Source organism: Lentzea sp. NPDC058450 (assembly GCF_042721395.1).
Taxonomy (GTDB): domain Bacteria; phylum Actinomycetota; class Actinomycetes; order Mycobacteriales; family Pseudonocardiaceae; genus Lentzea.
This window is the reverse complement of record NZ_JBHXLO010000007.1, coordinates 1-12,675: the sequence shown is the minus strand read 5'-3', so window position 1 is coordinate 12,675 and position 12,675 is coordinate 1. Positions and strand designations below refer to the sequence as shown.

General features: G+C 68.1%; 7 protein-coding genes and 1 rRNA gene. 5 read left to right on the top strand and 3 right to left on the bottom strand.

Annotated features, from left to right (window positions below):
- Nucleotides 1–39 precede the first annotated feature (39 nt).
- Entirely contained in the window at nucleotides 40–1,752 is a 1,713-nt protein-coding gene (locus ACFWNN_RS13235) for an NAD+ synthase (protein WP_382440139.1), read from the bottom strand.
- Between the two features lie 29 nt (nucleotides 1,753–1,781).
- Here ACFWNN_RS13235 and ACFWNN_RS13230 point away from each other — a divergent pair, with 29 nt between their 5' ends.
- Together ACFWNN_RS13230 and ACFWNN_RS13225 are read left to right on the top strand one after the other, a co-directional pair.
- Nucleotides 1,782–3,344 carry an alpha/beta hydrolase gene (locus ACFWNN_RS13230; RefSeq protein WP_382440138.1) on the top strand — a complete coding sequence of 521 codons (1,563 nt, stop codon included), beginning with the start codon at nucleotides 1,782–1,784 and terminating at the stop codon, nucleotides 3,342–3,344.
- Nucleotides 3,344–4,867: an alpha/beta hydrolase gene (locus ACFWNN_RS13225; protein WP_382440137.1), complete on the top strand. Its 1,524-nt coding sequence runs from the start codon at nucleotides 3,344–3,346 to the stop codon at nucleotides 4,865–4,867. Before ACFWNN_RS13230 ends, ACFWNN_RS13225 begins: the two co-directional genes overlap by 1 nt.
- On the opposite strand, the gene ACFWNN_RS13220 is transcribed toward ACFWNN_RS13225, so the two are convergent.
- Both ACFWNN_RS13220 and ACFWNN_RS13215 read right to left on the bottom strand, forming a co-directional pair.
- Nucleotides 4,822–6,336, bottom strand: a complete 1,515-nt coding sequence (locus tag ACFWNN_RS13220; RefSeq protein ID WP_382440136.1) for an MFS transporter — start codon at nucleotides 6,334–6,336, stop codon at nucleotides 4,822–4,824. The two genes, ACFWNN_RS13225 and ACFWNN_RS13220, sit on opposite strands and share 46 nt — an antisense overlap.
- The gene (locus ACFWNN_RS13215; protein ID WP_382440135.1) at nucleotides 6,337–6,888 is read right to left on the bottom strand and encodes an LppX_LprAFG lipoprotein; all 552 of its coding nucleotides are present in this window, start codon (nucleotides 6,886–6,888) and stop codon (nucleotides 6,337–6,339) included.
- A gap of 125 nt (nucleotides 6,889–7,013) precedes the next feature.
- On the opposite strand from ACFWNN_RS13215, the gene glnA reads away from it, so the two are divergent.
- The 3 genes from glnA to ACFWNN_RS13200 form a co-directional block, all read left to right on the top strand.
- Nucleotides 7,014–8,357 carry a type I glutamate--ammonia ligase gene (glnA, locus tag ACFWNN_RS13210; protein WP_382440134.1) on the top strand — a complete coding sequence of 448 codons (1,344 nt, stop codon included), beginning with the start codon at nucleotides 7,014–7,016 and terminating at the stop codon, nucleotides 8,355–8,357.
- 18 nt (nucleotides 8,358–8,375) lie between these two features.
- The gene (locus ACFWNN_RS13205; RefSeq protein WP_382440133.1) at nucleotides 8,376–11,906 is read left to right on the top strand and encodes an FkbM family methyltransferase; all 3,531 of its coding nucleotides are present in this window, start codon (nucleotides 8,376–8,378) and stop codon (nucleotides 11,904–11,906) included.
- A gap of 479 nt (nucleotides 11,907–12,385) precedes the next feature.
- A 16S ribosomal RNA gene (locus tag ACFWNN_RS13200) occupies nucleotides 12,386–12,675 on the top strand; the annotation flags it as partial.

Sequence of the window (12,675 nt, the reverse complement as noted above, 5' to 3'; positions counted from 1 at the left end):
GACTGCGGTTGGGTGCGCCGCTGAGATCCGCCCGGACTGTCAGCCCTCGCGCCACCCGTTCGTGATCGGCAGCCGCCGGTCCCGTCCGAAGGCCTTGTTCGAGATCTTCGTGCCCGGCGGGTACTGCCGCCGCTTGTACTCGGCCTTGTCGACCATCCGCAGCACCCGGTCCACCAGCTCCGGCGCGTGCCCGGCCTCCAGCAACGCGTCGTACCCCTTGTCGTCGTGGACGTAGTCGTCCAGCAACGCGTCGAGCACCTCGTAGTCCGGCAGGGAGTCCGTGTCGACCTGACCGGGCCGCAGCTCGGCCGACGGCGGCTTGACGATCGAGTTCTCCGGGATCGGCGGGGTCTCGCCGCGCTTCTCGGCCTCGGCGTTGCGCCACCGGGCGAGGTCCCAGACCAGCGTCTTCAGCACGTCCTTGATCGGCGCGTAGCCGCCCACCGCGTCGCCGTAGATCGTCGAGTAGCCGACCGCGAGCTCGGACTTGTTGCCGGTCGCCAGAACCAAGTGGCCGTCCTGGTTGGACAACGCCATCAGCAGCATGCCGCGGCACCGGGCCTGGATGTTCTCCTCGGCCAACCCGGACAGCTTCAGCTGCGAGACGTAGACGGAGACCATCTCGCCGATCGGCTCGGTGGTGAAGTGCAGGCCGGTGCGGTCGGCCATGTCGGAGGCATCCGAACGGGAGTGCTCGGAGGAGTAGGAGGACGGCATCGAGACGCCGTAGACCGCGTCGGCGCCGAGTGCGTCCACGGCCAGAGAGGCGACCACGGCCGAGTCGATGCCACCGGACAGACCGAGCACCACGGAGCGGAAGCCGTTCTTGTGCACGTAGTCGCGCAGGCCCGTCACGAGCGCGTGCCACACCTCTGCCTCGTCGGACAGCGGTTCGAAGACGCGCGGCGCGGGCAACGGCTCGTAAGCAGCAGCTGCATCGGACAGGAACACGCGGCGCACGTAGAAGTCGCCGATCTGGCCCTGCTCGTAGTCGCGGTCGCCGGGGACGTCGAAGTCGGCGAACATCAGGTGCTCGACGAACTGGGGCGCGCGGCCGATCAGGCCGCCCTGCGCCGAGACGACCAGCGAGTCGCCGTCGAAGACGAGCTCGTCCTGGCCGCCGACCAGGTTGCAGTAGGCGAGGGGCGCGTGGGCCTCGGCGGCGCGGCGGGCCACCAGCGGCAGGCGCAGGTCGTCCTTGTTGCGCTCGTACGGGGAGGCGTTCGGCGAGACCACGATGTCGACGCCCGCGTCACCCAGCGCGGTGATCGGGCCGCCGTCCTGCCACAGGTCCTCGCAGATCACCATGCCGACCTCGACGCCGTTGACGCGCACGACGTCGAGGGACGAGCCGGGCTTGAAGTAACGCCGTTCGTCGAACACGCCGTAGTTCGGCAGGTGGTGCTTGCACTGGCGCGCGACGACACGGCCGCCGTGCAGCACGGCGGCGGCGTTGCGCGGGCCCACCGAGTCGTGTTCGAGGTAGCCGACGACCGCCGCCACGGAACCCAGGCCCGCGTCGTCCAGCGTCCGCGCGAGTTCCTCGAGCTTCTCGGCCGACGCGCGGGCGAACGACGTGCGGATCGCGAGGTCCTCGACCGGGTAGCCGGTCAGCACCATCTCGGGGAACACGACGAGGTGCGCGCCGCCTTCACGGGCCTTGCGCGTCCAGTCCACGACCAGCGAAGCGTTGCCCGAAAGATCGCCGACAGTGGCGTTGACCTGGGCGAGCGCGATCCGAAGCTGCGGCATGCCCTCATCATCTCCCATACCATCGGGCTGTGGTCCGTCTCTTGAGCGTGTTGCTCGTCATTCCGCTGCTCGCGTCCTGCACGACGATCATCGAAGGGACGTCCAAGCCCGGCGTGAGCTTCGAGAAGTCCGGTCCGGCGGGCACGGTGCCGGCCGGTTTGGAGGAGTTCTACGGCCAGAAGCTGGGCTGGGAGAACTGCGCTCCTTATGCCACAACCGGCTCCAGCAGGGACGCGTACGGCAGCAAGCGTGACGTCGAGTGCACACGCCTGAGGGTTCCCCTCGACTACACCAAGCCGACCGGCGACACGATCACGATCGGCGTGCTCCGGTACAAGGCCACCGGGCAGAAGATCGGCTCGCTGCTCACCAACCCCGGCGGGCCCGGCGCGTCCGGCATGGCGTCGGCCGCGGGCATGATCACCGAGTACCGCAAGACCGAGCTCGCGGCCAAGTTCGATCTCATCGGGTTCGACCCGAGGGGCATCGGCGCGAGCGAGCCGGCGGTCCAGTGCCTCACCGGACCGGAGCGCGACGCGGAGCGTTTGGACCTCGACACGGACACGAGTCCGGCCGGAATCGCCCAAACGGAGCAAGAGAACAAGGCATATGCCGAGAAGTGTGCCGCCGGGACAAAATTCGGGGCATCAATGCTCGCCAACTTGGGCACGCGGGACGTAGTTAAGGACATGGATGTCCTCCGCTCTGCTCTCGGCGACGCGAAGCTGAGCTACGTCGGGTACTCGTACGGCACCCGCATAGGAACCGAATACGCCGAGACCTTCCCCCAGAACGTGCGCGCGCTCATCCTCGACGGAGCCGTGGACCCGACCCAGGACCAGCTCGCGTCGCTGGTCGCCCAGGCCGCAGGCTTCCAGAAGGCCTTCGACGAGTTCGTGAAGTGGTGCCGTGAGAAGAAGGACTGCCCGCTGGGAGGCGACGCGAACGCGAGCTTCCGGCAGCTCACGACGCCGCTGATCCAGAAGCCCGTCGACGTCGGTGACCGCAAGCTGTCCTACAACGACGCCATCACCGCGGCGATCCAGGCGATGTACTCCGAGCAGCTCTGGCCGATCCTGCTCAGCGGCCTGATCGAGCTGAAGAACGGCAAGGGCACGACCCTGCTGCGCCTCGCCGACGCGTACTTCGATCGCGACGACCAGGGCCAGTACTCGACCATCACCGACGCGTTCAACGCCGTGCACTGCGTTGACGACCAACGGCTGACGGACAAGAACGCGCTGCTGGAGACGCAGAAGAAGTACAAGGAGGCGGCGCCGTTCCTCGACGACGGCAACCCGCCCGGCGCCGCACTCGACTCGTGCGCGTTCTGGCCCGCCCCCGTGACCGCGCGCACCGGCCCGCCCAAGGCCGACGGCATCCCGCCGCTGCTCGTCATCTCCACCACGGGCGACCCGGCCACCCCTTACGAGGCCGGCGTGAACCTGGCCAAATCGCTCAACTCGCGGCTGCTCACGTTCGAGGGCGTGCAGCACACGGTCTTCCTGCAGGGCGACCGCTGCGTGGACTCCGCGGGCGTGAAGTACCTGATCGACCAGACGTTGCCCGCTGACGGAACCCGGTGCGCCTAATGACGAAGAGGCGATCCCGAGTCACCGCGGCGTTGTTCGCCTTGATCATCGTGCTCACCACGTCCACGTCCTTCGCGCGCATCGACGGCAACGCCGTCGCCGGCCGCAAGGGCATCGAACGCTTCTACGCGCAGACGTTGTCCTGGGGTGCGTGCCAGCCCTACGCGACCGATGCGAAGAGCAAGGGCCTGTACGAGCGCGAGGGCATCCAATGCTCGCGGTTGCAGGTCCCGCTCGACTACGAGAAGCCGGACGCGGGCACGATCACGGTCGGGCTGCTGCGCCGTCCCGCCACCGAGAAGGACCGGCGCGTCGGTTCTCTCGTGCTGAACCCCGGGGGACCCGGCGGTTCCGGCATGTCGCACGTCGCGAACATGCAGCCGAACAACCCCGTCGGCAAGCGGTTCGACGTCGTGGGCTTCGACCCGCGCGGCGTGGGGGCGAGCCAGCCCCGCGTCCAGTGCCTGACCGACGCCGAACGCGACGCGCAACGGCTGCGGCCCAAGGGCGAGAGCGCGAACCAGACCGAGCAGGAGAACAAGTTCTTCGTCGACCGGTGCGCCGAACGCAGCGGCATCGACCTGCTGCGCAACGTCGGCACGCGCGACGTCGTGCGGGACGTCGACGTGCTGCGCGCCGCGCTGGGGGAGAAGAAGCTGAGCTACCTCGGCTACTCCTACGGCACGCGCATCGGCACGTTGTACGCCGAGATGTTCCCCCGCAACGTGCGCGCGATGGTGCTCGACGGCGCGGTGGAGGTCAACGCAGACAAGGTGGCCGCGTCCGCCCGTCAGGCGCAGGGCTTCGAGGACTCGTTCCAGCGCTTCGCGGGCTGGTGCGCCCAGCGCGACTGTCCCATCGGGAGGGACACGAGCACGGCGGAGTCCAAGTTCCGCCAGCTGATCGAGCCGCTCAAGAAGACCCCGATGCAGGTCGGCGACCGCAGGCTGTCCCACTCGGACGCGAACACCGCCATCATCCAGGCGATGTACACGGACCGGTTGTGGGAGACGGCGCTCAAGGGTCTGCAGGAGCTGAAGCAGAACAAGGGCACCACGTTGCTCCAGCTCGCCGACCAGTACCTCGGCCGCGCCCAGGACGGCAGCTACAGCCGCATCCAGGACGCGTTCGTGGCCATCCGGTGCGTGGACGAACCGCCGATCAAGGACCGCGCCACCCTGGAGTCCAACCGTCGGAGGCTGTTGGAACTCCTCGGGAACGACACGATCCCCACCGACGAGACGGCTCTCGGCCCGTGCGCGTTCTGGCCCGCCCCGCACACGTCCGAACCGCACCCGCCGAGCGTGCAGGGCCTGCCCCAGGTGCTGGTCGTCTCGACGACCGGCGACCCGGCGACGCCCTACCAGTCCGGCGTGGACCTCTCCAAGGCGTTGGGCGCGCGTTTGCTGACGTACAACGGGAACCAGCACACGGCGTTCCTCGCGGGCATCAACTGCGTGGACACCGTGGGCACGAACTACTTGGCGGACCTGAGGCTGCCGGAAACGGACGCCGTCTGCTGAGAACGCCCCGGCAGGAAGATCGAGCCCAGCGCTCCGACCGCGCAGATCACCGCCGTGATCAGGAAGATCTCGTGGTACTCGGTGAGCAACGCGTCGGTGAGCCCGCGCTGGTACTCGGCCATCTGCCGTTCGAACTCGGCCTTCTCCACGCCGAACGGCAGCGGTGTGTTCAGGTCTGCCGTGAGCTCGCGGAAGCGGTGCAGTCCCCACGCGGACAACGCCGCCACACCGACGAGCATGCCCGTCATGCGCGCGACGACGACGAACGCCGACGCCACGCCGTGACGCACTGACGGGACGACACGCAGCACAGCACCACTCAACGGCGCGATGACCAGGCCCAGCCCGAAGCCGGCGATGGCCAGGTCACGCGTGAGAACGAGCCCGCTGACGTCGGCGGGCCACTGCGCGATGAACACGTACGACACGGACGCCATCGCGAGCCCGCCGAACGACACCCAGCGGTCGCCGATCCGCGAGGCCAGGACCCCGCCGAGCACCGCGCCGACCGGCAACGCGATCAGGAACCGCGTCAGCAGCGTCGCCGACGAGGCCGAATCGCGCCGCAGCACGGTCTGCGCGAACAACTCCACGTCGACCAGCGTCACCATCAACGCCGCGCCGGCCGCCAGCGACACCCCGAGCACCGCCCAGAACGGCCGCCATTGCACGCCGTCGGGATCGATGAGACGCACGGACGCACGGCGTTCCCACAAGAAGAAGGCACCCAGCACGACGAAAGCCGCCACCAACGTCGGCCAGCCCCACGACGGCAGCACGGACTCGGCGGGCGTCGGGTTGTAGAGCGCCACCACCAGCAACGACAACGCCGCGGCCAGCAGCACCCCGCCGACGACGTCGATGCGCACCTCGCGCCGTGTGTTCGGCACGGTCCGTTGCACGATCACCATCGCGATGACCGCCAACGGGATGTTGATCCAGAAGATCCACCGCCAGCTCTGCGGCTCCCAGCCCTCGAACAACGGCATCGCGTTGAACAGCGACGCGACCCCGATGCCGTAGAGCGTGCCGAGCACCGACCCGAGCTCCTGAGCAGCGCCGACCGTGCCGAGAGCCGACGACCGCCGGTGCTCCTCCCACAGGTCGGCGACCAGCGCCATCGTCACGGGCAGCAGCGCGCCACCGGCGAGGCCCTGCACCACACGCCCGAGAACGAGCAACGGCACGTCAGCGGCCAACGCCGTGATGACCGAGCCCACGAGAAACCCGAGCAACGAGATCTGGAGCACGAACCGCCGCCCCAGCCGGTCCGACAGCTGACCGAGCAACGGCATGCCCGCGACGTACCCGAGCAGGTAGCCGGTGACGATCGGCGTCGCCTGCTCCAGCTCGTTCACCGCGATGCCCAGGTCACGCACCATGTCCGTGAGGACCCCGACGACGACGTACGCGTCGAGGGCCCCCAACAGCACAGCCGCGCCGGACGCGGCCAGAGCGACTCGTCTCATCTACGCGGGCGCCGTCACCGTGACGGGCTTGTCGAAGTCGGTGAGGCCGATGTCGACCTTCTGACCACCGGGGAGCTCGAACAACGCGCTCTTGAGCTTGTTGTCCTTGTCGATCGAGAACGTCGACTTCACGTCCGCGGAGATGCCCGGCACCAGCCCGGCCGCCACGTCCTTCGGCACCGTCGCCTCGACCACCGACACGTCACCGGACGACTTGGTCTTGGCGTCCTTCGCGCTGCTGAGGACCTTCGCGACGCCCTTCTCGGGGTTCAGGATCGCCGACGGGTCGTACACCTGGCCTGCGAACGCCGCCGGCAGCTTCGTGAAGCCGCCCGTCGGGCCCTTGAAGTGCAGGTTCCCGCCGGTCAGCACGTACTCGATGGACAGCAGGCTGCCCCCGAAGGTGACCTTCGCGGTGCCCTTGGAGTCACCGGCCGACGTGAGGTCGCCGTCCGCCTCCTTGACCGGCACGTCCGGCAGCTCGCCGTCGACCTTGATCGTGAAGTGGACGCTCTTCACCGAACTCATGGACTCGGCCGACTTGGAGAGCAAGGTCGCACCATCGGGGAGATCTCCACCTGACGTGCAGCTCGTGAGCAGGGCGAGTGCGCAAACCAACAACCAACGGGCGGACATGCGTTGATCGTAGAGTCCCCACTGCCCTTAAGCTGCGCTCTATGGACCGCCAGCAGGAGTTCGTGCTCCGCACGCTCGAGGAACGCGACATCCGGTTCGTCCGGCTCTGGTTCACGGACGTCCTGGGCTTCTTGAAGTCCGTGGCGGTCGCACCGGCCGAGCTCGAGGGCGCCTTCAGCGAGGGCATCGGGTTCGACGGCTCCGCGATCGAGGGCTTCGCCCGCGTCTACGAGTCGGACATGGTCGCGAAGCCGGACCCCGGCACGTTCCAGGTGCTGCCGTGGCAGACGCCGGAGGGCACGAACTACTCCGCGCGCATGTTCTGCGACATCACCATGCCGGACGGCTCCCCGTCGTGGGCCGACCCGCGGCACGTGCTGCGCCGCACGCTCTCGAAGGCGAGCGAGGCGGGCTTCACCTGCTACGTCCACCCCGAGATCGAGTTCTTCCTGCTCAAGGGCCTGCCGGGCGACGGCAGCGAGCCCGAGCCGGCGGACAACGGCGGGTTCTTCGACCAGACCTCGCACGAGACGGCCACGCACTTCCGCCGCCACGCCATCGAGGCGCTGGAGGCCATGGGCATCTCCGTCGAGTTCAGCCACCACGAGGGCGCGCCCGGCCAGCAGGAGATCGACCTGCGCTACGCCGACGCGCTGACCATGGCGGACAACGTCATGACGTTCCGCTACGTGGTGAAGGAGGTCGCGATCACGCAGGCCGTGCGCGCCTCGTTCATGCCCAAGCCGTTCTCGGACCAGCCCGGTTCGGGCATGCACACGCACTTCTCGTTGTTCGAGGGCGACCGCAACGCCTTCTACGACGAAGAGGACCCGTACCAGCTCTCCGACGTCGGCAAGCAGTTCGTCGCGGGCATTCTCAAGCACGCGCGCGAGATCTCCGGCGTCACGAACCAGTGGGTCAACTCGTACAAGCGGCTCATCGTCGGCGGTGAAGCGCCCACGGCCGTGTGCTGGGGTCACGCGAACCGTTCGGCATTGGTCCGTGTGCCCATGTACTCGCCGGGGAAGTCGTCGTCCCGCCGCGTCGAGGTCCGTTCGCTCGACTCCGCGTGCAACCCATACCTCGCCTACTCGGTGATCCTGGCCGCCGGCCTGCGTGGCATTGAGAAGGGCTACGAGCTGCCGCCGCCCGCCGAGGACGACGTGTGGTCGCTGACCGACCGCGAACGCCGTGCGGCCGGGTACGCGAACCTGCCGCAGAACCTGGGTGAGGCGCTCGCCGAGATGGAGAACTCGGAGCTGCTCCCCGAGGCGCTCGGCGAGCACGTCTACGACTTCTTCCTGCGCAACAAGAGGACGGAGTGGGACGCGTACCGTCGAAGCGTCACCCCGTACGAATTGCGCACACTTCTTCCCATGCTGTGAGGCAGCTACGTGCTCTCCGTGACTGACGTTCCCGAGTTCCAGCCGACGATCTGCGCGTGCACCGTCGCCACGGCGGCGGAGCTCCCGGCGGTCAAGGTCCTGTCCAGCTCGTTCCTCGCGGAGCACCCCGAGGGCCGGTTCGTCGCGCTGATCGTCGACGCGCAGCCGGAGCACTCGGGACCGGGGCTGATGACACCGCTCGACATCGGTGTCGACGAGCTCGAGCTGCACGTGCTGGCGACGTCCCTCGACGCCTCCGGGCTGAAGGCCGCGATGATGCCGCGGCTGCTGGAGGCGTTGCTGTCGCAGGGCATGCCCGTGCTCTACCTGGACCCGTGGGTGCAGGTGTTCGGGTCGGTGACCAAGCTCGTGCTGGAGGCGTTGCGCACCGCACCGGTCGTGCTGCTGCCGCGCACGTTGCGGCCGTTGGCGTCCGACGGCCTGCAGCCGGGTCCCGCCGACCTGCACGACCTCGGCGCGTTCGACCCCGGGTTCATCGCGGTGGGCAAGGGGGCCGAGCCCTACCTGACCTCTTTGGACATGCCCGCGATCGTGCCGCATCACGTCGTGCGGGACGCACGGATCGGGTTGTCCGTGTGGAACGTCGCCGACCGGCCGTTGCACCGCACCGAGTCCGGGGCGTTGGCCGTTGTGGGCCAGGACCTGTTGACCGTGCACTTCCGCGGGTTCGACCCGCAACGGCCGTGGCTGCTGTCGGCCGACTTCGCGGAACGGCCGCGCGTGCTGCTGTCGGAGCACCCCGAGGTCGCCGAGCTCTGCCAGTCCTATCGCGCTGAGCTGGTGCGCCACGGCTGGACCGTCGCGCCCGTGCCCTACCGGTTCGACGCGTTGATCGACGGGACGCAGATCCCGTCCGAGCTGCGCGCCGACTACCGCGCCTCCGCCGCGCCACCGCCGCCGGCGTTCGGTGAGGACGGTGGTGGCGGGTTCCTCATCTGGGCGTGCGAGCCGACCGAGACCGGTGGCACGCGGTGGGCCGATGCCGTGTGGCGTGCCGACGCGGCGTTGCAGAAGCAGTTCCCCGCGCCTTACGGAGCCGACGCGGACGCGTGGCGTGAGTGGTGCACGACCGTGGGCGTCGGGTCCGGCCGTCTGCCGGCACCCGCCGTGCCGCAGCCCCGTTCGGAAGGGCCCGCGCTGCTCGACCAGCTCGGTGTGTCCGTGGTGGGGTCCGGGCCGTTGGTCGATCTGATGCTCGCCGCCGCGCGCGCGTCCGGACTGCCCGTGTCGACCGAAGCCGGTTATCCCGTCGTGGTGCGGGCATCTTCTTCTGACGACGTGCCTTCTGGACGGTTCGTCGTGGACGTCGCACTGGACGCCACGGCTGCGGACGACCGCACGGGCGTGAACGAACTTTGGCTTTCATCAGACGTGTCGCGTGCCGCTGCCGAACGCGTCGGTGGGCCCGTGGTGCGTGTGGTGCCTGTGCCCGTGCACGACGTCGGTGCTCGTGAACACTCTGCCGGTGAGGTGGTGGTGTTCGCCGCGATGGCGGACCACTCTCTCGACCGGCCCGGCAACGTGCTGGGCGCCGTGTCGGCGTTCTTGACCGCGTTCCCCGATCGCACCGACGTCGAGCTGCGGATCGCCGTGTCGGGGGCGTTCGACCACCCGGAGGCCGCCGAGCGGTTGCGCCTCGCCACCGCCTCTGACCAGCGGATCTCGTTGGTCGAGGACCTCGACGTGGCCGAGGTCGCCGACGCCGTCGTGTCGTTGCACCGCGGTGGGGCCGACGACCGGATCGCGTTGCGTCTGGCCGAACTGGCCGTGCGTGGTGTGCCGGTGGTGGCGTCCGGCCACGGCGCCGTTGCCGAGCTGTTCGGCAAGACGGCTGTTCTCGTGCCGTGTCACCAGGGAGCCGAACCGGACGTTCAGGCTGCCGCGAAGTTGTTGCGCTCGTTGGCGGATGACCTGCCCACGGCCGTTGCGCTGGGTGCGGCCGCACGGGACCACGTGCTGTCCGTGCGTTCCGTTGCGCGCGTTGCCGAGATTCTTCGCGAACGCGTCGAGCACTCGTACCGCGGATGGCGTGCGCGTCGGCCGAAGCCCAAGGCCGAGGTCGACCCGATGCTCGCGTTGCAGTCGGCCAAGCACGCGTTACTCCGGCAGCCGACCGTGGACGGTCCCAGCCGGACGCCGATGGCACCCGCGCTGCGCAAGGTCGTGCTGCGAGCGCTGGACCACTACGACAACCACATGCGCCAGGTGCTGCACACCCTGATCGACGGGGTCGAGCGCACGGTGTCCGAGCTGGTCAACCGGCAGGACGCGCTGAGGGCGGGCGTCGGCACCGGTGAGCTGGAGCTCCTGCGCGCCGAGGTCGAGCAGGTCGCCGAACGGCAGGCGCACTTCGGTGACCAGCTGGTCGGCATCGACGACGGCGTCGTGCGCGTGCGCGCGGACATGGCCGGGCAGGGGCGCCGGCAGCGGGACCTGGAGGACGCGGTCGTCGCCGAGGCGGCCAAGCGCGCGAAGTCGGACGAGGTGCTGGCCGAGCGGATCGACAAGCTGACCGTGGCGCTGGACCGGACGCTGGACCGCATCGACGGGCTGGAGTCCAAGGTCGTCGAGGTGTTCCGCGAGCGGGACTCCCGGCTGGACGCCGCACTGCGCACCGCTCACCAGGCACAACAGACCGCGGACGCGTTGCGGCGCGTGGTGGTCCGTCAGCACGAGGCCTCCGGGGACGCGCCTGCCGTGCGGTCGTCGCTGGTGTTGTGCGACGCGGGCATGATGCGGCTGCCCTCCGACGACGCGTTCATGCTCCCGCTGTTGTCGTCCAACGGTGTGTGGGAGCCGGACCTCGCCGAACTGCTCGACTCCGTGCTGGAGCCGGACGGGATCTTCCTCGACGTCGGCGCGTACGTCGGCTACCACTCGATTCGCGTGTTGTCGCGGCTCGGGCTGATGGGCGCCGTCGTCGCCGTGGAACCGGACGCGTCCGCGGCCGCGCTTTTGAGGCACAACGTCTCGGCGAACCTTCCTGCTGCTGTTGCCTCTCGGCTGACCGTGGTCGAGGGAGCTGCGTGGGAGAGCGCGGGCGAGCTCGCGGCCTCACCGACGTTGACCGGTGGTGTGTCCGTGTCGCCGTTGCCGGATGACGCGGGCGAAGACATCGCACGGGTGAAGTCGCTGCGCTTGGACAAGGCACTCGAAGACATCGCACTTGTGCAGGGCATGAAGCTTTCCGTCGTGCGGGTCGACACGCCTGGACGCGGGCATCGCGCTCTCGCGGGACTCGTCCGGTTGTTGCGTCGCGACAGGCCGCACGTGTTCCTCGAGTTCTCCGCGACCGCGACCGCGGATCTCGGTGACGATCCGGTGACGGTGCTCAAGGAGTTCGGCGTCTGGGGTTACGACCTGGTCCCGGTGGCGACCCGGCAACCCGCCCCGGCGGACCAGATCGTGCGGGCGATGGAGGGACTTCGTTCCATCACCTTGTGGCTCCGTCCACGTCCGGTCGGCGCCAAGCCGGCTGCTCCGACGCCGTCCGTGCCGATCAAGCAGCCCGCTGACCAGGCGATTTGACTTTGATCCACGCCGTGAGTAACTTTCTCCAAGTCGCAAGCGAGACCCCGGAACGAGCGGTTGACACCGCAGATCGGGCCGGGTAAAGTCTCACGGCGTCAAACCCCCAGAAGTAAATAAGCGGCCTAACGTGCTGTCCGGGATCTGAAAATGACCCCGATTTGACACCGGGAAAGCCACTCAGATAACTTCTGAACCAAGCAAAAAACTGAATGCGAAGCGAGTTTGCGCCGCACCGAAGAAGCCGAAACGGCCGATTTGACAAAGCGAAAACGAACGAGCTAAGCTTTCAACACAAGCCCCGAGAGAAAGCCTCCGGAAACGGAGACTGGAACCGGTGAGCGCGTGTTCTTTGAGAACTCAACAGCGTGCCGAAACACAGCCAGTAATATATGAATTACCTCCTCGTCGAGGTAGTTCCTTTGAGAGTAATACCAGATTGCCAGACATATTCCGTCTGGAGCGATCAAACACAATCCTTATTGGAGAGTTTGATCCTGGCTCAGGACGAACGCTGGCGGCGTGCTTAACACATGCAAGTCGAGCGGTAAGGCCCTTCGGGGTACACGAGCGGCGAACGGGTGAGTAACACGTGGGTAACCTGCCCTGTACTCTGGGATAAGCCTTGGAAACGAGGTCTAATACCGGATACGACCTGGAATCGCATGATTCTGGGTGGAAAGTTCCGGCGGTATGGGATGGACCCGCGGCCTATCAGCTTGTTGGTGGGGTAATGGCCTACCAAGGCGACGACGGGTAGCCGGCCTGA

Coding starts and splice junctions, on each gene's coding strand:
- ACFWNN_RS13225 (WP_382440137.1), top strand. CDS start 3,344: ATGACGAAGAGGCGATCCCGAGTCACCGCGGCGTTGTTCGCCTTGATC.
- ACFWNN_RS13235 (WP_382440139.1), bottom strand. CDS start 1,752: ATGCCGCAGCTTCGGATCGCGCTCGCCCAGGTCAACGCCACTGTCGGC.
- ACFWNN_RS13220 (WP_382440136.1), bottom strand. CDS start 6,336: ATGAGACGAGTCGCTCTGGCCGCGTCCGGCGCGGCTGTGCTGTTGGGG.
- glnA (WP_382440134.1), top strand. CDS start 7,014: ATGGACCGCCAGCAGGAGTTCGTGCTCCGCACGCTCGAGGAACGCGAC.